The organism is Caulobacter sp. UC70_42 (genome assembly GCF_044056025.1).
Classification (GTDB): Bacteria; Pseudomonadota; Alphaproteobacteria; order Caulobacterales; family Caulobacteraceae; genus Caulobacter.
On sequence record NZ_CP171994.1, the window covers coordinates 2,762,962 to 2,783,640 of the forward strand.

The window sequence follows — 20,679 nt, forward strand, 5'->3', positions numbered from 1 at the left end:
GCAGTCGATTGCATGGAGGTTCAGGCGCGCCCGTAGTGGGCTCGGCGCCAGGCCAGGGGCGTCGCGCCGGCCAGCTTCCGGAAGGTTCGCGAGAAGTGGGCCTGGTCGGCGAAGCCGCACAGATAGGCGATCTGGCTGAGCGGTTCGGCGCTCTTGAGCATCATCGCCTTGGCTGTCTCGACCCGTCGGCGCATGACGTGACCGTGCGGGGTGTCGCCGAAGGTCTGCTTGAAGGCGCGGCTGAAGTGGCCGGCGCTCAGCGTGACCAGCTGGGCCAGATGCGAAACCGGGATGGTGTCGCCGAGGTGGGCGTTGATGTGGGCGCTGACCCGCTTGGCCTGCCAGGGGGCGAGACCGCCCAGGCTGACCTCGCGCGTTCCGCCTTGCGTCTCGACCGCCTCGGCGATCATCGCATTGGCTCGAGCCAGCAGGGCGCGGGTGGCGTCCAGGTCGCCGCCGATCGAGCGTTCGGCGCGGGCCAGTATGTCTTTCAGGCTCGGCGCGAACGCGCGGACCTCATCGTCCAGGATCTGGCCGGCGACCACGCCGTCGAAGGGATTGGAGGCGGTGTCGAAGCTGCGGGCGGCGGGTTGATAGGACATGGCGTCGATCTCCGTTGCGCCCCTTGGGGAGAGGGGCTCCGTGTTTCGACGATCAGTGTTCTTCATCCCCGCTTCGGGGACCATTCAACCAAGGCTTGGCCGGGACCTGCGTTGGTCTGTCGCACCTATACCTGAGTATGGCCGCGCGGCCGTCTGGTCCTATCTCTCTGCTTCCTTCTGCCTGTAGAAGTCCCGCAGCACGAAGAACGCCGGCTTGCGCCGTCCCGTCGGCGAGACCAGTCCCTTACGGTTCCAGCCTTGCTGATAGATCGGATGCTGGCGCCTGGGGCTGCGGAAGTCCTTGAGGATCCAGGGCGACATGCCGCGCAGGGTCGATGCCTTGGCGGCCATGGCCAGGGTCTTCTCATAGTACTTCTTCTGAAAGTCCTCGGAGAACTTGCGCATCAGCACAGGGTCGCTGAAGCCGGACAGGGCGTCGGCGCCGAATTCGGAGAACACCATCGGCTTGTCGGTGGCCTTCCAGGTCATGGCCGGCAGACTGTCGAGCGTGTCGTCGCTGTACCAGCCGTTGTAGGTGTTGGCGGCCAGGACATCGAGCTTGTCGGCCAGCGGGTCGTTGAGGCCCATCTCGACTTGCTTGCCGTTTGGGCCGTCATTGGTCTTGCGCGCCGTCAGCAGGGCGGCGGTGACCAGGCGGCTGTCGTCCAGCGCCCGGACGTCGTCGACCAACTGGTAGAGGAAGGCGTTGCGCGGTTCGGTGATCGGCGTCTCGTTGGCCACGCTCCACATGATGATCGAGGCGCGGTTGCGGTCGCGGCGGATATTGTCGGCCAGCATGTCCCGCGCCAGTTTCAGGGTGCGCGGATTGCCGAAGTCGACCAGCCAGTAGACGGGGATCTCGCTCCACACCAGCAGGCCCATCTCGTCGGCGATGCGGGTGGTGATCTCGCTGTGCGGATAGTGGGCCAGGCGCACGAAGTTGCCGTGCAGGCCCTCCTTCACCTCCGAGAGCAGGGCGCGGGCGCCGGCCTCGGTGATGGTCCGGGCCGGGTTGTCGCCGAACTCCTCCTCATGGACCGAGACGCCGCGCAGGAAGATCGGCTTGCCGTTCAGCAGGATCTCGCTGCCCTTGGTCTCGATCGTGCGGAAGCCGACGCGGTCGGTCAGCTTGTCCTCGCCCGTCTGGACGACGACGTCATAGAGCTTGGGCTTCTCGGGTGACCAGCGAACCAGGCCCTTGGGCGCGGCGATCGAGGCGTTGAGCACGCCCCGGGGGTTTGTCTTGCCGGTGACGTCGAGGCCCAGCTCGGCGACGCGGACATGGACCTCCTGGTTGGCGGCCTGGGCCCCGTCCAGCTTCACGGTGGCGGCGATCTTTCCGTCCTTGGTCAGGCGCAGCCAAGCCTCGTCGACGAAGGTGCCGGGGGTGATGACCAGGCGCATCGGCCGGGTGATCCCGCCATAGTTCTCCCAGTCGGTAACCGGCGGCGGCACGCCGTCTGCCTGGGGTGTGGAGTCGACGCCGACCGTGATCTGGTTGTTGCTGGCCCGCAGGACGTCGGTGACCTCCATCGAGAACGGCGTGAAGCCGCCCTCGTGCTCGCCGACAGCCTTGCCGTTCAGGAAGACCTTGGCGGTGTAATTGACCGCCTCGAAGCGCAGGAAGGCGCGTTGGCCGGGCTTCAGCGCCGGGGCGTCGAAGCGCCGCTCGTACCACATCAGACCCTGGTAGTAGCGCAGGCTCGGATCGTGCCCGACCCAGCCCTGGGGCAGGGTGGCCGTGGGCGAGCGGTCCATGTCGTATTCGTAGAGGGCGTTGGGCCTGGACTTGGTCACGGCGTCGACATCGACGTCGTCATAGCGGCGGTGACCCTCGCCGGGCGCGCCGCGGTGGAAGCCGGCCAGGCCGTCGCGATAGGGATCGACCGAGTAGTGCCAAGTCCCCGAGAGATCCTGGCCGTCGCGATTGTCGGCCCGGGTCAGAGTGGGGGAGGAGGCCGACGCGCCCAGCGGCGCCAGCAGGGCCAGAGCGCACGCCGCGGCGACCAGAGCCTTCAATCCCGTTCCCATCGCGCGTTCCTCCAGCAGCCGTTCGGCTTTGTCGCAGAGGTTGAAGCATGGCCCGCGGCCAGGGCGCAAGGAAAAGTGGTCAGGCCACTTTGCGTAAAGAAAAGGGCGGCCAGGTCCTCGGACCCGGCCGCCCTCGTCGGATCGGCTTAGAAGCTCTTGCGAACCGTCAGGCCGTAGGTGCGCGGCGCGTTCGGATAGCCGCTATAGCTGCCGTCCTGGGCCACCGTCGGGAAGGCCGAGATCAGGCTTTCGTCGTTGGTCAGGTTACGGGCCCACAGGCCGATTTCCAGTTGGCCGGCGGTCTGGATCACGCCGACGCTGGCGTTGACGACATCGGTGCCGTAGCTGGCCAGGGCCGGCGACACGGTTTCCGTCAGCTGAACCTTGCTGCTGTGGTCGTATTCCACGCGCGCATAGCCCTGCCAGTTCTCGGAGATGTCGTGGTTGATCGTCGCCGAGGTCGAGAACGACCACTTGGCGATGCCGGCCGGGGTGTCGCCCGTCAGATTGCGGAAGTTCGGACGACGGCCGGTGGTCGGGTCGACCGGACAGCGAACCGTGTCGTAGGCCACGCAGGCCGCGCCGGTGAAGCTGTCATACTTCGGATCGAGATAGGTGACCGAAGCGGCCAGGTTCAGCCATTGCACCGGACGCCAGGCGCTGTCGACTTCGAAGCCCTTCACCGACTCCTCGCCGGCGTTGACCAGGCTGTAGCCGAGGCCGGTGAAGGCGTTGGACTGGAAGCCCTTGATCGACTGCTTGAAGGCCGCGATGTTGGCGTAGCCGCCCGGGAAGCTGGCCTTCACGCCCAGTTCGTAGACGTCGACGTTTTCCGGCTGGGCGGTGCGGCCCACGCCGTTGGCGTTCGGCGGACGGCTGTCCGACGACAGGTTGAAGGCGCCGGCCTTCCAGCCCGTGGAGTAGCTGGCATAGGCGTTGATCGCGCCGAAGTCATAGGCCGCGCGAACGGCGTAGGTGACCTTGTCGCCCTTCAGTCGGCCGGACTCGGCGGCGTTCGGATAGTTGACCGGGCCGTGGGTCGGGTCGTTGCCGTAGAAGAACTGCAGGGCGCCGAGGGCGCTATACAGGTTGCCCGGCAGACCCAGGGCGGGGAACTGCGGCACGGCGCCCAGGTTCAGCGAAGAGAACGGGTCGTTCAGGGCGACGTTCGAACGGGCCTTCTTCGTGTCGTTCATGTAGGCGAGGCCGCCGGTCAGGGTCAGCTTTTCGGTGACCTTGTAGTCGAACTGGCTGAACAGCGAGTACGACTCCTGCTTCATCTTGTAATAGTCGTTGATGCCTTGGCCGGGCTGGAAGTAGGTTAAGCCAGGGCGCACCAGCGTGGGCGTGGCCAGGCTCTGCAGGAATTCCAGGGCGTACAGGTTCGACCGGCCGTTCAGGGCCGGGCGGAGCGTGGCGGGCAGGGCGCCCAGCAGCGCCGCCGGAACCGGGCCCGACAGGGCTTCGGCGAACGCGCGGATGTCGTTGCCGTAGGTGACGGTGCGGCCGGTATCCAGCTTTTCATTCTGGTAGAAGCCGCCGATCAGCCAGTTGAGCGGACCATCGCTGTTCGACGCCAGGCGCACTTCCTGGGTGAAGGTCTTGATGGTGTTGGCGGTGCGGTTGTTGGAGATGTCCGCGCCGGTGAAGTCGATGTCCTGGAATGAGGCGTTCTTCTGGTTCCGGTAGGCCGTGATCGCGGTCAGCTTTGCGAAGCCGAGGTCATGGTCGAGCTGGCCTGAAACGCCCTTGCCCGACAGCTTGTTCTCGGGGTCGGTGTTGAAGATGACGTCGCGGTCGAAGATCTTGGTGGTGTCGCTGATCGGCTTCTTCAGCAAGCCGCCGATGGCGAGGGTGGCCGGACCGTTGTAGATCGAGGTCACGCCGCAGCAGGTCTCGTTGATCTTGTTGTAGTCGGCGATGACGCGGAACGAGGTCTTGTCGGTCGGTTCCCACAGCATGTCGCCGCGGATCGACCAGCGGTCGCGGTCGTTGACGTCGTTGCCGGTCGTCGTGTTGGTGAAGAAGCCGTCGCGCTTGTTCAGGCTGCCCGAAAGGCGGACCGCGAGGGTCTCGCTGAGCGGGCCGGTGATCGTGCCCTTGATCTGGCGGGCGTTGTAGTTGCCGTAGGTGCCTTCGACCTTACCGCCGAACTCGAACTGCGGCTTCTTGGTCACGATGCTGATCGCGCCGGCCGACACGTTCTTGCCGAACAGGGTCGATTGCGGGCCGCGCAGAACCTCGAACGCGCTCGATCTCGGGCAGGTCGTCCAGGGCGGCGGCGGAGCGGCTGCGATAGACGCCGTCGATGAAGATGCCGACCGAGCTTTCGATGCCGTCGTTGCCGTTGCCATTGCCGAAGCCGCGGATGACGAAGTTGGTCTGGCCCGCGGCGTTGAATTGCTGGACCTTCAGCGACGGAACGACCGACTGCAGGTCGATCAGGTCGCGGACCTGGGCCCGTTCGATGGTTTGCTGACCCGTGACGGCGACCGAGATCGGCACGTCCTGCAGAGTCTCGTTCGCGCTTGGTGGCGGTGACGACGATTTCGGCGATCGAGTTGCTGTCAGCCTGGGTGGTTTGCGCGTAGGCGGGCGCCGCGATGGCGAGCGCGAGGGCCGAGACCCCTAGCATGTGGACGTTTCTCATAACGAACTCCCTGTTTTTCTTTATTATCGGCCGCTTTTCTTCCCATCCCGCCTCGAGCAATCGCGGATTTATTTTGGGGAAGAGCGGGCGTGTTGACGTGAGGGAAGGGCGATCCTGGCCGACCGCGCGAACCGCAGAGAGCGGTCACGAGCCCTTGGCCTAGGATGAAGACGCTTTGCGTCATGTTTCCGCCCCAGCGCGAACGGCTTGCATCCGTCCGCAACTGACGCTGATTTTAATATGACCTCGATATTCTAGCGCAAGTTAGAATTTTCGGTTTGCAGCAGAACGGGTTCGGGTGATGCTGGAAGGCATCGGTAGTCGCTCGACGCAAGAATCGTGCGCGCCCGTGGAGGAGAGACAGCGGTTGGCTAAGGGGGCAGACCCTGTGGCCCTGACGTCCCGGGGCCTTGGGGACGACATCAGGCCGATGGCGCAGAGCCAAAAGTCGGTGAAGAAGCGCGAGGCGATCCTGCGCGCGGCCATCGAGATCATCAACGCCAAGGGCTTCGCCGCGGCCACGATGACCGATATAGCCGCCGCCCTCGATCTGAAGGACGCGGCGCTCTACTACTACTTCCCCAATAAGCAGGCCCTGGCCTATGCCGGCCATCAGCGGTCGCTGGAGCGGTTTGAAGCCATCCTGGTCAAGGTTGACGCCGACGGCGGCACGGGCCTGTGCAAGCTGCGGCGTTTCCTGCAGGCCCTGCTGGACGACGCCGTCGACAACGGGCCGCAGCTTTATTTCGGCGACAGCTCCTATCTCGACCAGGATCAGCGCCAAGCGATCGAGGCCTGGACCGCGCGGCTTTCCAGGCGGCTGGAGCGATTTCTGGAAGAGGGTATGGCCGACGGCACCATCGCGCCGTGCGAGCCGGCTCTGGTGGTGCAGCTGATGGTGGGCATGCTGATCTGGCTGACCAAGTGGGCCCCGGGGACGCCAGGCCTGACCAACCAGCGCCTGCTGGACGCTATCGAAGCCCTGGCCATGAAGGGCCTGGCCGGTCCTAAAGCCCCAGCTCCGCCCGAAGCCTGCGGGTAAGCTTGGCGGCGACCAGGCCATGGGCGCTCCTCACCCAGTCGGCCACTTCGTCGGCGTCCAACTCGCCCAGCTCCGCGAAATGCACCCACCGCGCGCGCGCCAGGTAGGGGGCGGGTCTGGCGCGACCGGTCTGCGTCAGCACCTCGAACGCCACGTCCGAGGCCTTGAACGAGATCCCGCCACCCAGGGTGACGCCCTCGCCGCGGACGGCGAACATCTTGCCGCCCACCTTGAAGACATGATCGTCGCCCCACTGAACGGACATGGTCGGCGCCCGGCAGGGCCAGGCACGCTTCGTCGAACGCTTCGGGGGTCATCAGGCCGAAACACCCACCCCGATCGGGCAGACCACGCCCGTGCCGCCAATGCCGCAATAGCCGTCCGGATTCTTGGCCAGGTACTGCTGGTGGTAGTCCTCGGCGAAATAGAACGGGCCGGCGGCGGCGATCTCGGTGGTGATGGTCCCCAGGCCCTTGGCCGACAGGGCCTGCTGATAGGCTTCCTTCGACTCCACGGCCGCGGAGCCTTGCGCGTCGTTGGTGACATAGAGGCCCGAGCGGTACTGCGTGCCGATGTCGCCGCCCTGGCGCATGCCCTGGGTCGGATCATGGTTCTCCCAGAAGGTCTTCAGCAGCGCCTCGTAGGTGAAGATCCTCGGGTCGAACACCACCAGCACGACCTCGGCGTGCCCGGTGCGGCCGGTGCAGACCTCTTCGTAGGTCGGGTTCGGCGTGACCCCGGCCGCGTAGCCGGCGGCGGTCACATAGACGCCCGGGACCTGCCAGAACACGCGCTCGACGCCCCAGAAGCATCCCATGGCCAGGATCGCCGTCTCCAGGCCGTCCGGATAGGGACCCTTCAGCGGGCGGCCGTTGACGAAGTGCGTCTCCGCCGTCGGAATGGATTGCGGACGACCGGGCAGGGCCGTCTCGGCGGTGGGCGTTTCGCTCAGCTTCTCTGGGGTCTTGGTCGACGACGGCATGGCGGCCTTCCGAGGCGGGAATTCTTGCGCTTCGATATAAACGCTCGCCTCGCCGGTTTCATCCGGGAACGCGCTTGCTACCTGTCGGTCCCTGAGTATATTGCGCGCCTTCCCGCGCCGGGGGTCTCAACCACCCCCGAACTCGTGTGCGCTGGTGAGGTGGCCGAGTGGTTGAAGGCGCACGCCTGGAACGCGTGTATAGGGGAAACTCTATCGAGGGTTCGAATCCCTCTCTCACCGCCACGCCCTCGTGGGCGCGGCCGCGCCATTCCCGCCTGGGCGGGTTCCGACAGACGGCGCCGTCCCGCGATCGCTTCGGCCGCTTTTAATCGACCGTGATTTCGAAGGGGCCTGCCGGCAGGTCTTCGCTGTTGAACAGGTTGACGAACGGGGAGTCGCTCCAGGCGTAGCGGATGGCGCGGATCTCGGGCCGGTTGGCGCTGGCCAGCGTCACGTGATCGCCCTTGGCCACGGCCGTGGCGTAGCGGCACCGTCGATCACCGTCGCAGACTTCGAAGCCGATGGCGGTGTCGCCGCTATAGGTGCGCAGGCCGTCCGCGGTGTCCCTGAAGCGCACGACCAGATCGTCGCCCGAGCGCGTCACGGTCACGGGAGAGGGGCTTTGCGCCACCGTCTCTGCGTAGGCCACGCGCCGGGCGGTCAAGGCGAGCCGGGCGCCCACGACGGTCTTCTGGCCCGGGTGGATGTCGTAGCGGTCGCCGATGTCGATGATCGAGGTCAGGCCGACGCGGTTCAGGGTCTGAGCCGTCCGCCGCTGCTGCTCGCGCACCTCGGCGGTCTTCGATGCGCCCGGGCGGTCGCTGACCGGGCCATAGTTCGGGAGCTGCGCCAACACGAAGGGCAGGTCGAGCGCGCCAAAAGCCGCGCGCCATTGATGGATCAACGCCGGCAGAAGGCGACCGAAGGCCGGTGGGTCGTAGACGTTGGACTCGCCCTGATACCAGGCGACCCCTTTGACGGTGTAGGCCGTCACGGGCGCGACCATGCCGTTATAGAGGCTGCCGGTGCCCTTGGTCGGATCCCAGGGCGTCACCGGGACATCGCCCAGCGCGTCCAGGGGCGCCGACACGCGATAGCGCCAGGCTTCGGGCAGGGGGAGTTTCGATCCGTCGGCCATGGCCAGGTAGCGCTGGTCGTCGGTGTCGTACAGCCCGCCGGAGCCGCCTGAGTCGAGCACGCGGACCGCGACGACGTTTCGACCGGCCACGAGCAGACCCTTGGGCAGGGCGTAGGCGCGGCGGGTCGTGCGACCCTCGATGCCGCCAACCCGCACGCCGTTGACGAAGGTGGTGTCGCTGTCGTCGATCAGGCCCAGAGCGATGCGCGCGGCGCCTTCGGCTTGGGCCTTGGTCAGGGTGAAGTCGGCGCGATACCAGACCGCGCCGTTGAAGCTGGCCAGTTCCGGGTCTCCGAGCCGTTCCCACACCCTTGTCGGACGGACCGGCTTCCAGCCGGCGTCATCGAAATCGGGCCGGGCCCAGGCGGCCTTGGCCTTGGCGTCCGGTTCATGGGCCGCCCACCAGTCCTCGAAATAGCGCGCCTGCCGCGCCTCGCCGGCTTGCGGATCCTTGGCGTAGAGGGCCAGACGGTCCAGGGCGTCGTCATAGGTCTTCAGCGGCCTCAGTCCGTTCTCGCCGATCCAGGCCTGGGTTTGCGTACCGCCCCAGGTGGAGCTGATGAAGCCGACCGTCACGCCGAAATGGGCCTGCAGCGCCTTGGCCATGAAGTAGCAGGCGGCCGAAGCCGGTCCGATGCTCTTCGGCGACGCCAGGGCCCAGCCGCTGACGGCCTTGGCCTCTTCGAGCGGGCGGGCGGCGACATCCCGCCCGATGTCGGTGAACCGCAGCCGCGGGTTTTCCGAGTCGCGGACCTCGTTGCCGCCATTGGTGGCGTCCTGCAGCTTGAGCCCCATGTTCGACTGCCCGGCGCAGAACCACACCTCCCCGACCATGACGTCGCTAAGCACGGTTCGCGTGCTTCGGTCGGAGACGGAGAGCGTGTAGGGGCCGCCGGCGCTCATCGGCCTGGTCATCACCGACCAACGGCCGTTCGCGTCGGCGGTGGTCGTCAGGCTCTGATCGGCGATCTCGACACGCAGAGCCGCGCCGGGGTCGGCCCGGCCGCTGAGGCGAACGGGTTCGCCCCGCTGCAGAACGGCATGATCGCCGAAGAGATTGGTGAAGCGGGGGGCCTCGGCCAGGGCCGGACCGCACCACAGGGTTCCGGCCAAGGCCAGAGCGGAAAAGCGTTTCATCCCGTTTCCTCGATCGTCGCCGGCCCGGTTCGTCCGCCAGGGCTCGGTGGGCCGTATGGTGTTGGGCGTCAGGCGGCGCCGTGCTGCACCGAAAGCTTGAAGCGGTCGCGATGCTGCAAGGCCTTGCGGCGCAGCTGGACGATGGCCTCGGTCTCCTCGGCCGCCAGCATGGCTTCGAACAGGCGGCTGAAGTGCTCGCGCATCGCCAGGCGCGCCGCGTTCGGATCGCGGTTGCGGATGGCGTCGTACACGGCCCGGTGCTCCTCGATCCTGTCTTCGAACCCGCTCTTGCAGACATTGCTGTAGACTTGCACGACGCGGGGGGCCTCGTTGCGCATCCGCCAGAGGGTCCGCACGAAATGCTCGATGATCGGGCTGCCGCTGCTTTCGGCGATCAGCAGGTGGAAGCGCTCGTCGGCCTCTTCGGCGGCTTCGTCATTGCCCGCCATCACCCGCATGGTGTCTTCCAGGAGGACCATGGCTTCGGGGGTCATGTTCAGCGCCGCCAGCGCCGCCGACTCCGCTTCGACCACGGCGCGGACCGTCGTCAGTTCGAAGGCGTCGACCTCGGTCAGGGGCGACAGATCGGCCGGCCGGCGGGGGCGGACATAGACGCCCGAGCCCGTCTTGACCGCGATATAGCCCTGCGCCTCGAGGGCGATCTCGGCCTCCCGCACGGTGACGCGCGATACGCCAAGTCGTTCGGCCAGTTCGCGTTCCCCGGGAAGCCTGCTGCCCGGGGCGAACTCACCAGACTCGATGAGCTCTATGATCTGCTTCGCGACCTGTTGATAACGCCTGTCCATGGTCATCGGCCGATGCTCCGCTGCCTCTCGTCCGGATCGTCCTGAGACGACTCGGATTTCCCAACTCGGGCTGACATTGGATGGTTCTATCAGGGGTGAACCAAAGCGGTATACCCCTGACAGCCAAAGCCTAGTTCCTGAAGCGAAACCCGATGGTGAACTGCCGCCCGGGCGAGCCGTAAAGCGCCGCCACCGGATTGTCGGCATAGTAGTATCGGCTGGTCGCCTGGTTGGTCATGTTCAAGCCCTCGATCGAGAACGACGCCCTGTCCGACAGCTTGTAGCTGAAGGAGAAATCGACGTTCAGCGTGTCCTTGGATCCGCCGAAGTCGTTGATCAGCGGCGTATCGCACGCCACCCCGCCGATGACGCCGGGCGCGCAGGCGCCGGCCACCAGCGGATAGGTGGTGTAGTAGCCGTCGCGCTGGGCCAGGGAGACGCGCGTGTTGATGCGCTTGTCCTCGTAATAGAGCGTCAGGTTGACCGCGTTGGGCGAGGCGCCGAGCCAGGGGGCCTTGCCCAGGGTCGCCGGCGTCGTGTCGGTGCCCGGATCGAGGATGTAGGTGAGCTCGGACTGGATATGGGTGGCGTTGAGCTGGATGCCCGTGTTCTTCAGCAGGCCCGGCAGGAAGGTGAAGGCCTGCTGATAGTTGATCTCCCAGCCTTTCAGCTCGCCGCCAGGGGCGTCGCGGAACTGGCGCGCGGTGGCGTCGTAGTCGCCGCGGATATAGGCGGCCTGGTCGCTGTTCGCGCCATATTGCTCGATCAGGCTCTGAAGGCCCTCGGCGTCGAGGAAGGTCGACAGCGGCGCGGCGAAGCGCACGGTCTGCGGATAGGAGCCGATCTTCTTCTTGAACAGCGCCACGGAGATCAGGCCGCCCTCGGCGTAGTACCATTCCACGGCCGCGTCGAAATTGTTGGCGCGGAACGGCGACAGCTTCGGATTGCCGATCGTCAGGGTGGCGCCGGAGGTCATCCCGCCCTCCGGGATCGTCAGCTGGGTGATGGTGGGGGCCAGCTGCTGCAGGGTCGGGCGTGACATGGTCTGGGCCGCGCCGAACCGGAAATAGAGATTGTCGCGCGGGCGGATGGCGATGTTGAACGACGGCAGGACATCCGAATAGGAGTTTCCGCCTTTCACCGTGCGTCCGCCGGTCGAGCGGCCCGTCGAGTCCACGTCGGTCGTGGCGTAGCGCACGCCGATATTGCCGAAGGTGTTCCAGCCGTCGAAGAAATCGTAGTTGAAGTTGACCTGGCCATAGGCGCCGGCGGTCTGCTCGCGCACCGCGAAGGTCTCGCGCCCCTGCTGACGGAACTGGGTCAGGCGCCAGTCGCCCCACTTGTTGATGCACTCGCAGGTGAAGCCGAACAGATCATCGAACTTCTGGATGTCCGGTCCGAACCACGAGGTCGTCGTGCCGGCGGGCACGTCGAGGCCCTGGCCGAAGTCGATGACCTTGCCGAGGCTGGCGATCGAGACGCCGGCTTCCTTTTCGGTCGGGTTGATCTGAACGTTCTGGCGCTCGGTTTGCGACGTCGAGAAACGATAGTCGCGCTGGGTGCCGCCGAACTTCAGGGTCAGGTTGTCGCTGAGCTCCCAGGTGAAGTCGGCTTTCCACGAGTTGTAGCGGTTTTCGACGACCTTCTTGTGGTAGCGCAGGAAGGAGACGCCCTTCAGGATCGTCCACTGGCTGGGATCGGCGGCGTTGAAGCCGGCGTCGAACAGCGGCATGTCGCCGCCGCCGCGCTCGTCATAGGTGAAGGTGGCGGGCTGATCGAACTGACCCCACTCGGCCATCTTGCCGTAGGAGTTCAGCTTGGATCGCGACGCGCCATAGGTGAAGTCGGCCTTGAAGCGGTCGCTGAACTCGTGGGTCAGGTTGAACGAAAGCTGGTCGAAGGTGGTGTTGTAGCTGCCCTGGTCGGCGCGCGCCGACCAGTCCACGTTCCGCAGCTGCAGGTAGTCGGCGACCCCGTTGGTGACATTGGCGGCCAGAACGTCCGTCGCTGGGCGACCGATCTGCTGGGCGCGCATGGCCAGGCCGTCGGCCGACGCCACATAGCCGGGCGAGACTGGCGAGTTGTAGTAGTCGTAAACGTCGAGATTGTTGGGGTTGTAGGAGAAGCTCGTGCCGGCGACCAGCGCGCCGCCATAGGTCGCCTGGCCGCAGTCGATCGGCGAGGCGTAGGCCCCGCCGGCCGTGTAGTTGCAGGTCCCCGGATAGAGCCCGCGCTTGGAGTTCAAGGCTGTGGCGGCGCTGGCCGTGGCGTAGGTGGCGTTGGTGTTGTTGCGGTTCAGGCCGAACGGCAGCAACTGGTTCAGCGTCGAGATGCTCTTCTGGTTCGAGTGGAGCCCGTCGATCGTCAGCCGCGTTCGCGACGAAATATCCCACTGGTAGGACGCGGTGAGGCCCAGGCGCTTTTGATGCAGATCCTGCTGCTCTGGGCCGGCCAGGGCGGGGAAGATGATCTGCGAGCCGTCCAGAGAGGGGTGGAGCAGGGCGTAGGCGGTCGGATCCGAGCCGGTCACCGCGTCGATATAGGCCGGATTGGTGATGGCAGGCGTGGATGACACCGTGCCGGGATTGGTCGCCGTCGGATTCGAGATTCGATTGGTGAACAGCGTGCCGACGGGCGCGGAGAAACCGGCGCGGCGCGGGTTTTCCAGCGTCGCCCAGGTGGCGGAGCGATAGACATATTCGCCCGTCACGATCTGGCGACGGTACTGATCGGTTTCGGAGTCCTTCTCCGAATAGGCGGCGGAGGCGAGGAAGCCCATCTTGCCGTCGGCGAACCGCTTGGAGAACAAGCCGGCCAGACGCGGATTGTGGTGTTTGCCGTTCTGGTAGTAGGCGTCCTCGACCGAGAGCGCGTAGCGATCCTTCCGATAGTCGAACGGGCGGCCCGTCTGCAGGTCGACTGTGGCGCCCAGCGAGCCTTCGTCGGTCTCGGCCGAGGCGGTCTTGCGGACCTTCAGGCTGTTGAAGAGTTCCGAGGCGAAGACGTTGAAGTCGAAGGTTCGGGTGGAATTGATCGCCGTGGAATTGGTGTCGTTGGTGCCCGCCGTCGACAGCGCCTCGAGGTTGTTGATGCGCACCCGCGTGAAGTCGCCGCCAAGTCCGCGGACGGTGATCGTGCGTCCCTCGCCGTTGTCGCGGTCGATCGAGATGCCGGGGATGCGCTGCAGCGACTCGGCCAGGTTGGCGTCGGGGAAGTCGGCGATGTCTTCGGCGTTGATGGCGTCGACCATCACGTCCGACTGCCGCTTGATATTCAGCGCGCTTTGCAGGGACGCGCGGTAGCCCGTGACGACCACGGCCTCCACCTCCTGGGCCTCCTCGGCGGCGCTCTGATCCCGCGGCGACGGCGCTTCCTGGGCGAACGCCTGGCCATGGCCCGCGCCGATGAGCAGGCACGTCGAAGCGAGCAGCATGGCGCGCACACCGGCGCGCCGTGGATGGGTGTCCATAGTTCTCATCCTCCCCGAATACCAATTTTCTAAATTTGGCTTACCTATTTGGTTGACCCCCTGAGAACGAATGTCAACTCCCAATTAGGCTGTCTTCCCAATGCGCTTGGCGATCTGGGAAAGTGGGGTGTTGGTCTGCGGCGGGCGAGCACCGAGTTCTGGCGCTCCCCAGCACAGGCGGGGTCAGGCACGAAAGCGCAGTAAAACCATGCATTTCCGGGCGGCGTACTTGGCCTTGGGGTAAATTGGTCTACAAATTGGTTGACAGCTGGTCGCCCAGATGGTCGGACTAACGCGTCCTGTCCCGGTCGACGCGCAATTCGCATGGCGCTGGTTCGGTGGGACGCGAGAAGCGGTCACAGCTTCGGGCGGGGAGACCATCGATTGAGAAACCTGCGCTCGAACCTCGCCGCTCTGCTGGGCCTTGGCGCCCTGGCCGGCTCGGTCCACGCCTATGCGACCGAGCGTCTGGTGCGGAACTCCTGACGCCTTCAAGGCGGCGGTGCGGGTTTTGGCGCCCGGCGACGCCGTGGTGCTGGCCGATGGCGTCTGGCGCGATTTCGAGATGGTGTTCGTCGGCGAGGGGACGGCCGCTCAGCCGATCACGCTGCGGGCTCAGACGCCGGGCAAGGTGGTGATTTCCGGCAAGTCGAACCTGCGCATCGGCGGCCGGCACCTGGTCGTCTCGGGCCTGACGTTCAAGGACGGCTTCAGCCCCTCGTCCGAAGTCATCGCGTTTCGCCAGGACGGCAAGGCGCTGGCGTTCGACTCCCGCGTCACCGACACGGTGATCGACGGGTTCAACAAACCCGACCGGGGCGCCGAGGACTATTGGGTCGGGCTCTACGGCCAGAACAACCGCTTCGATCACAATCACCTGCAGGGCAAGCTGAACAAGGGCGTGACCCTGGCGGTGGTGCTGAACTCGGCGGAGAGCCAGCAGAATCACCACCGCATCGACCACAACTATTTTGGCCCCCGCCCCCCGCTAGGGTCCAATGGCGGCGAGACGATCCGGGTTGGGACCAGCCCGTTTTCGCGCGCCCAATCCCTGACCGTGGTCGAGGACAACTATTTCGAAGGCTGCAGCGGCGAGGTCGAGATCGTCTCGAACAAGTCTGGCGGCAACATCTATCGCCGCAACGTCTTCGTCCGCTCGCAGGGGGCGCTGGTCCTGCGTCACGGTGACGGCAACCTGGTGGAGGACAATGTCTTCCTGGGGGGCGGCCTGGCCCATACCGGCGGCGTGCGCGTCATCAATGCCGGCCAGACGGTGCGCGACAACTACTTCCAGGGCCTGCGGGGCGACGGCTTCACCGCGGCCTTGGTGCTGATGAACGGCGTCCCGAACTCGCCGCTCAATCGCTACGATCAGGTGCTCGACGCCCGCATCGAGAAGAACGTCTTCGTCGACGTGAACGCGGTGCTGTTCGGCGCGGGCGCCGACCAGGAGCGCACCCTGGCGCCCGCCCGTAGCATGCTGTCGCGCAACGTCTTCCTCGGTTCCGGCGACAAGGCGGTGTTCAAGGCCATGGCGCCGGTCGATGGCCTGACGTTCGCCGGCAATGTGATCGACGGCGTCGCGCCGTTGGCGGGCGCTCCGGGTTTCGAGGCCAGGGTGATCGGCCGCGAGACTCTTCCGGACGGCCGGATCTATCCGGACGCCGCCGCGCGCGAGGCCCTGGGCCTGAAGGCGCCGGTGAAGCTGCTAACGCGGGAAGAGACCGGCGTGGCCTGGTATCCAAAGGGCGACCAGACCGTCGCGTTCGACAGCGGCCGCATCCTCAAGGTCAGGCCGGGGCGGGACCAGCTCTCGGCCGCCGCCGCCAAGGCCGGGGCCGGCGACATCATCGAGCTAGCCGCCGGCGACTACGCCCAGGGCCAGGTCGTCGAGGTCAGTCAGCCCCTGACCTTTCGCGCCGGGACGGGCGCCGAACCATTGGTGACCTTCGATCATACGCCCCTGTTCAACCTGGTCGGCCAAGGCGCTCTGAAGCTGCAAGGCTTGCGCCTGTCGGGCGCCAAGGCGCAGGACGCCATCGGCAATGCCGTGATCCGCGTGAGCCCCGGCTATCCGCCGAGCAATTACGCCGTCGAACTGGTAGACACCGAGGTCTCACATCTGGGCGGCCAGGCGTTCGCCGTCCTGATGGGCGAGAAGAGCACCTTCGCCGACCATGTGACGATCAGCGGTTCGCGCTTCGCCGACATCAGCGGGGCGGTGCTGGACCTCGCCGGCGAGACGGGCGGTTCGGCCTATACGGGGCCGAGACAGTCGACATCACCGGAAGCCTATTCACGCGCCTGGGCGGACCCGTGCTCGACCTTCAGCGAGGCGGGACGGACGAGAGCACCTTCGGCCCCAGCGTCCGGGTCAAGGACTCGGCGTTTCGCGACATCGCGCCGGGCCAGCCGTCGATGCGACTGGACGGCGTTCAGGTCGTGAAACTCGACTCCAACCTCTTCGAGCGCGCGGCCCCCGCCCGCGTCACCATCCATGTCGGCACGCCCGATCTCAGCGAGACCGGGAACACCGGCGCGGCGCTCGAGATCGTCGACCAGCGAAAATAGGCCAGCCATGTCCAAGTTCCGCGTCCATCTTTTCGCCGGCCTAGCCATCCTGGCCCTGGCTGGGGCGGCCCAGGCCGCCGCGCCGGCCCAGCTTGAGCCGTCCAAGCTCTCGTCAGGCGCTTCCGCTCAGCTTCCGCCGCTGTTCGCCGCCACCCTGGCCAAGAGCAAGGCCTTCGTGGATCCGCAACTGCGCAAGACCATCGACGTGCCGGTCCCGGCCGACGCGGGCGGCGGCTACACGCACGAGCGCCACAAGGACAACTACCGCCTGATCTACGAGGCGGGGATGCTGTACCGGCAGACCGGCGACAAGGCCTATGCCGAGCTGGTGCGCCGTGTGCTGCTGGACTACGCCAAGCTCTATCCGTCCCTGCCGCTGCATCCCAAGCGCGCCAACCAGGTTCCGGGCAAGCTGTTCTGGCAGGTGCTGAACGACAGCGTCTGGCTGGTCAATTCGGTCCAGGGCTACGAGGCGGTCAAGGACGCCATCCCGGCCGCCGACCGCGCGGCCATCGAGGCGGGCGTATTCCGGCCGATGGCGGCGTTCCTGTCCACGGGCTCGCCCAAGACCTTCGACAGCATCCACAACCACGGCACCTGGGCGCTGGCGGCGGTCGGCATGACCGGTTACGCGATCGGCGATCAGGGGCTGGTCAAGCAAGCCCTCTACGGCCTGGACGGTTCTGGCAAGTCCGGCTTCTACAAGCAGCTTGAAGAGCTGTTCTCGCCCGACGGCTACTATGCCGAGGGCCCCTACTATCAGCGCTATGCCCTGTCGCCATTCCTGCTGCTGGCCCAGTCGATCCAGCGCCACGACCCATCGCGCAAGATCCTCGACTACCGCGATGGCGTGCTGCGCAAGGCGGTCTACGCCACCATCCAGGAGAGCTACGGCGGTCTGCTGTTCCCGATCAACGACGCCATCAAGGACAAGGGGCTCGACACGCCCGAGCTGGTCCATGGGGTGGCGGTGACCTATGCCGCATCGAAGGATCCGGCCTTGCTGTCCATCGCCATCCAGCAGGGCTCGGTGGTGCTCAGTCCCGAAGGCCGCGAGGTCGCGGCCGCCATCGCGCGCGGCGAGGCCAGGCCGTTCCCGTTCGCCTCGATCAAGCTGCGCGACGGGGCCAAGGGCGACAAGGGCGCGCTGGTCGTACTGCGGTCGGGTCCCAAGCCCAAGGACCAGGCGCTGGTGTTCAAGGCGACGTCGCAGGGCATGGGGCACGGCCATTTCGACAAGCTGTCCTGGCTATTCTACGACGCAGGCCAGGAGGTCGTGACCGACTATGGCGCGGCGCGGTTCCTGAATGTCGAGGCCAAGGCCGGCGGTCGCTACCTGCCCGAGAACGACAGCTGGGCCCAGCAGACGGTCGCTCACAACACCCTGGTGGTCGACGAGAAGAGCCAGTTCGGCGCCAACACCGACATCGGCGAGAAGCATTGGCCGACGATCCTGGCCTTCGACGCCAAGGACGGCGTCCAGATGACCGCTGCCAGCATCGACGACGCCTGGCCCGGCGTGCGTTATCGCCGCGCCATGGCGCTGATCGACCGGCCGGAGGTCGGGCGTCCGATCGTCCTGGATCTGGTGCGCGGGGAGGGGGGCGGCAAACACCGCTTCGACCTGCCGCTGCACTATGACGGCCAGATCGTCGACTCCGGCTTGAAGTTCCAGGGCGGGACCACCGAGCTGAAGCCGCTGGGCAAGGCCGACGGCTATCAGCACCTGTGGGATCGCGGCCGCGCGCCGGTCAAGGACGGGGGGCGCGTCTCCTGGTTCGACCGGGGGCGGTTCTACGACTACGTGTTCGCGTCCGGCGACGTCGATCAGGTCGTCCTGACCGAGCTGGGCGCCAACGACCCGAACTACAATCTTCGCAACGAGCGGGCCTTCATCCTGCGCGGCGATGACAAGGACAGCTTCACGCTGGCGGGAGTGCTGGAGCCGCACGGCGCCTACAGCGCCGCCGAGGAATACGCCCGCGACACCATCGCCTCGGTGAAGGCCGTCGAGCGGGTGTCTGAAAACGGCGCCGACCTCGTCCTCATTCGCCTGAACTCGGGCAAGAGCCTCGCGATCGGCGTCTCCTGGGACCCCGATCCCGCCAAGCGCCATCGGGTCTCGACCCCCAGCGGCGCCTACGTCTGGACCGGGTTCTCCGGCCTGGCGAACCCCGAACAATGAGGCGCGAGATGAAGTTCAAGGGGCTTCGCTGGCTGATCGTCGGCATGGTCGGCCTGGCCACGGTGATCAACTATATCGACCGCAACGCGCTAGCCGTGATGTGGCCGCAGATCTCCAAGGACATGGGCGTCGGCAAGGAAGAGTACGCGCTCATCCTGACCTGCTTCATGCTGTCCTACGCCGCCGGCCAGACGATCTTCGGCAAGATCTTCGACGCCCTGGGCACGCGGCTCGGCTTCATGCTGTCGATCCTGGCGTGGTCGGCGTCGATCGCCCTGCATTCGGCCGCGCGGTCGATCCTGACGCTGGGCGTGCTGCGCGCGGCCCTGGGCGTCAGCGAGGCGGGCAACTGGCCGGCGCCGCCAAGGCCAACGCCGAGTGGTTCCCGGTCCGTGAGCGCGCCTTCGCCCAGGGGATCTTCAACGCCGGCGCGTCCGTGGGGGCCATCATCTCCGCGCCGCTGATCGCCTGGCTGTTCCTCACCTTCGGCTGGCGCGCGACCTTCCTGATCATCGGCCTGCTGGGCGTGATCTGGGTCGTGCCGTGGGCCATCATCTGCCGGGCCGCGCCCGAGGATCATCCCTGGCTGTCGGACGAGGAGCGTCAGCACATCCTCACCGGCCAGCGCCCGACCTCGGGCGAGGCCGAGGTCGACTACCGTCCGACATGGCTGGGCCTGCTTCGCCACCGCGAGGCCTGGGGCCTGATCCTGGCCCGCTTCTTCGTCGATCCGGTCTGGTGGCTGTTCGTCTCGTGGCTGCCGATCTATCTGGCCGAACGCTTCGGCTTCGACATCAAGCAGATCGGCCTGTTCGGCTGGGTGCCCTATGTCGGCGCGGCGGCGGGCAGCCTGTTCGGCGGCTGGATCTCCGGCTGGCTGATCGGTCGCGGCTGGCGGCCGGTCAAGGCCCGCATGTGGGTCATCACCCTGGGCGGCCTCTTCATGCTGCCGGCCCTGCTGCTGACCATCGGCGCCTCCACGCCGCTGCACGCGGTGCTGCTGATCGCGGTGATCCTGTTCGGCTTCCAGATCGCCATCAACAACATCCAGACCCTGCCCAGCGACTATCTGCCCGGTCGGTCGGTCGGATCCCTGGCCGGGATCAGCGGCACCGCCGCCGTGGCCGGGGTGCTGATCACCACCTGGATCGTCCCGGTCGCCACCAAGGTCAGTTACGCCCCGGTCTTCGCCATGGGCGCCAGCCTGGTTCCCCTTTCCATCCTATCCATCTGGCTCTTGGGCGGCCGGGGCGAACGCCTCGTCGATCCCGCCCTCGCGGCCCGCACTACCAACGGAGCAAAATCCTGATGCGCCTCACCAACAAGACCGTCATCGTCACCGGCGGCGCGCGCGATATCGGCAAGGCCGTATCGCTGAAGCTGGCGGCCGAAGGCGCCAATGTCGCGATCAACTATTTCGGCAGCGAGGATGGCGCCAAGGCGACCCTGGCCGAGATCGAGGCCGCCGGTGGCCGAGCGCTGATCCTGAAGGGCGACATGACCTCGGCGAGCGACGTCCAGGCGCTGATCGACGCGGCCCTGTCGACCTTCGGCGGCCCGATCGCCGCCCTGGTCAACGTCGCTGGCGGCATGGTCGCCCGCAAGACGCTGGACGAGATGGACGAGGCGTTCTTGGATCACGTCATGCATCTGAATCTGAACTCGGTGTTCCTGACCACCAAGGCGACCGTCCCGCACATGGCCGCCGGCTCGGCGATCGTGAACCTGTCCTCGCAAGCCGGCAAGGATGGCGGCGGTCCCGGCGCCACGGCCTACGCCACGGCCAAGGGCGCGATCATGACCTTCACCAAGGCGATGGCCAAAGAACTGGGGCCGAACGGGATCCGCGTGAACGCTCTGTGCCCCGGCATGATCGGCACCACCTTCCACGACACCTTCTCAAAGGACGAGGTCCGCGCCCGCGTTGCGGCCAGCACCCCATTGCGTCGCGAGGGCCGCGCGCCCGAGATCGCCGACGCGGTGGCCTATCTGGCCAGCGACGAGTCCAGCTTCCTCACGGGGGTCTGCCTGGACATCAACGGCGGCCTGTTGATGAGCTGACGGGA

General features: G+C 66.5%; 11 protein-coding genes, 1 tRNA gene and 3 pseudogenes. 7 read left to right on the forward strand and 8 right to left on the reverse strand.

Features of this window, described 5'->3' with window-relative positions; translation table 11 throughout:
* Positions 1 to 20 precede the first annotated feature (20 nt).
* The 3 genes and pseudogenes from ACHMW8_RS13880 to ACHMW8_RS13890 form a co-directional block, all read right to left on the reverse strand.
* Positions 21 to 602 (reverse strand): helix-turn-helix domain-containing protein, encoded by a 582-nt coding sequence (locus ACHMW8_RS13880; RefSeq protein ID WP_395445853.1) that lies wholly within the window; start codon positions 600 to 602, stop codon positions 21 to 23.
* Between the two features lie 159 nt (positions 603 to 761).
* Entirely contained in the window at positions 762 to 2,633 is a 1,872-nt protein-coding gene (locus ACHMW8_RS13885; protein ID WP_395445854.1) for a glycoside hydrolase family 2 protein, read from the reverse strand.
* Between the two features lie 146 nt (positions 2,634 to 2,779).
* Positions 2,780 to 5,283 (reverse strand): annotated as a pseudogene (locus ACHMW8_RS13890) (TonB-dependent receptor).
* A gap of 367 nt (positions 5,284 to 5,650) precedes the next feature.
* Here ACHMW8_RS13890 and ACHMW8_RS13895 point away from each other — a divergent pair.
* Positions 5,651 to 6,325, forward strand: a complete 675-nt coding sequence (locus ACHMW8_RS13895; RefSeq protein WP_125156140.1) for a TetR/AcrR family transcriptional regulator — start codon at positions 5,651 to 5,653, stop codon at positions 6,323 to 6,325.
* Here ACHMW8_RS13895 and ACHMW8_RS13900 read toward each other — a convergent pair.
* A pseudogene (locus tag ACHMW8_RS13900) lies at positions 6,291 to 6,642 on the reverse strand (MmcQ/YjbR family DNA-binding protein). The gene ACHMW8_RS13895 and the pseudogene ACHMW8_RS13900 overlap by 35 nt on opposite strands.
* Complete coding sequence (gene msrA / locus ACHMW8_RS13905) at positions 6,642 to 7,307, reverse strand: peptide-methionine (S)-S-oxide reductase MsrA (RefSeq protein ID WP_395445855.1); 666 nt, start codon at positions 7,305 to 7,307, stop codon at positions 6,642 to 6,644. Before msrA ends, ACHMW8_RS13900 begins: the two are co-directional and overlap by 1 nt.
* Positions 7,308 to 7,460: 153 nt before the next feature.
* Between msrA and ACHMW8_RS13910 the strand changes: the two genes are divergently transcribed.
* A tRNA-Ser gene (locus tag ACHMW8_RS13910) sits at positions 7,461 to 7,550 on the forward strand.
* Positions 7,551 to 7,632: 82 nt separating this feature from the next.
* On the opposite strand, the gene ACHMW8_RS13915 is transcribed toward ACHMW8_RS13910, so the two are convergent.
* The 3 genes from ACHMW8_RS13915 to ACHMW8_RS13925 form a co-directional block, all read right to left on the reverse strand.
* Positions 7,633 to 9,582: a sialate O-acetylesterase gene (locus ACHMW8_RS13915; protein WP_395445856.1), complete on the reverse strand. Its 1,950-nt coding sequence runs from the start codon at positions 9,580 to 9,582 to the stop codon at positions 7,633 to 7,635.
* A gap of 68 nt (positions 9,583 to 9,650) precedes the next feature.
* Positions 9,651 to 10,394, reverse strand: a complete 744-nt coding sequence (locus ACHMW8_RS13920) for a FadR/GntR family transcriptional regulator (RefSeq protein ID WP_125156144.1) — start codon at positions 10,392 to 10,394, stop codon at positions 9,651 to 9,653.
* A 124-nt stretch (positions 10,395 to 10,518) separates the two neighbouring features.
* Positions 10,519 to 13,857 carry a TonB-dependent receptor domain-containing protein gene (locus tag ACHMW8_RS13925; protein ID WP_395442849.1) on the reverse strand — a complete coding sequence of 1,113 codons (3,339 nt, stop codon included), beginning with the start codon at positions 13,855 to 13,857 and terminating at the stop codon, positions 10,519 to 10,521.
* Between the two features lie 502 nt (positions 13,858 to 14,359).
* Between ACHMW8_RS13925 and ACHMW8_RS13930 the strand changes: the two genes are divergently transcribed.
* The 5 genes and pseudogenes from ACHMW8_RS13930 (at position 14,360) to ACHMW8_RS13950 (ending at position 20,674) form a co-directional block, all read left to right on the forward strand.
* Entirely contained in the window at positions 14,360 to 16,303 is a 1,944-nt protein-coding gene (locus ACHMW8_RS13930; RefSeq protein WP_395442850.1) for a polysaccharide lyase 6 family protein, read from the forward strand.
* A complete protein-coding gene (locus ACHMW8_RS13935; protein WP_395442851.1) occupies positions 16,300 to 16,428 on the forward strand; it encodes a hypothetical protein in 129 nt (42 codons plus the stop codon). Before ACHMW8_RS13930 ends, ACHMW8_RS13935 begins: the two co-directional genes overlap by 4 nt.
* 7 nt (positions 16,429 to 16,435) lie before the next feature.
* Positions 16,436 to 18,613, forward strand: a complete 2,178-nt coding sequence (locus ACHMW8_RS13940; protein ID WP_395442852.1) for an alginate lyase family protein — start codon at positions 16,436 to 16,438, stop codon at positions 18,611 to 18,613.
* Positions 18,614 to 18,711: 98 nt separating this feature from the next.
* Positions 18,712 to 19,922 (forward strand): annotated as a pseudogene (locus tag ACHMW8_RS13945) (MFS transporter).
* Positions 19,922 to 20,674, forward strand: coding sequence for an SDR family NAD(P)-dependent oxidoreductase (locus ACHMW8_RS13950; RefSeq protein ID WP_125156149.1), 753 nt, complete (start codon positions 19,922 to 19,924; stop codon positions 20,672 to 20,674). Before ACHMW8_RS13945 ends, ACHMW8_RS13950 begins: the two are co-directional and overlap by 1 nt.
* The last annotated feature ends 5 nt before the right edge of the window (positions 20,675 to 20,679 follow it).

Excerpts from the sequence above, each read along its gene's own strand:
- ACHMW8_RS13880 (WP_395445853.1), bottom strand. The coding sequence starts at position 602 with ATGTCCTATCAACCCGCCGCCCGCAGCTTCGACACCGCCTCCAATCCC.
- ACHMW8_RS13885 (WP_395445854.1), bottom strand. The coding sequence starts at position 2,633 with ATGGGAACGGGATTGAAGGCTCTGGTCGCCGCGGCGTGCGCTCTGGCC.
- msrA (WP_395445855.1), bottom strand. The coding sequence starts at position 7,307 with ATGCCGTCGTCGACCAAGACCCCAGAGAAGCTGAGCGAAACGCCCACC.
- ACHMW8_RS13915 (WP_395445856.1), bottom strand. The coding sequence starts at position 9,582 with ATGAAACGCTTTTCCGCTCTGGCCTTGGCCGGAACCCTGTGGTGCGGT.
- ACHMW8_RS13920 (WP_125156144.1), bottom strand. The coding sequence starts at position 10,394 with ATGACCATGGACAGGCGTTATCAACAGGTCGCGAAGCAGATCATAGAG.
- ACHMW8_RS13925 (WP_395442849.1), bottom strand. The coding sequence starts at position 13,857 with ATGGACACCCATCCACGGCGCGCCGGTGTGCGCGCCATGCTGCTCGCT.
- ACHMW8_RS13940 (WP_395442852.1), top strand. The coding sequence starts at position 16,436 with ATGTCCAAGTTCCGCGTCCATCTTTTCGCCGGCCTAGCCATCCTGGCC.
- ACHMW8_RS13950 (WP_125156149.1), top strand. The coding sequence starts at position 19,922 with ATGCGCCTCACCAACAAGACCGTCATCGTCACCGGCGGCGCGCGCGAT.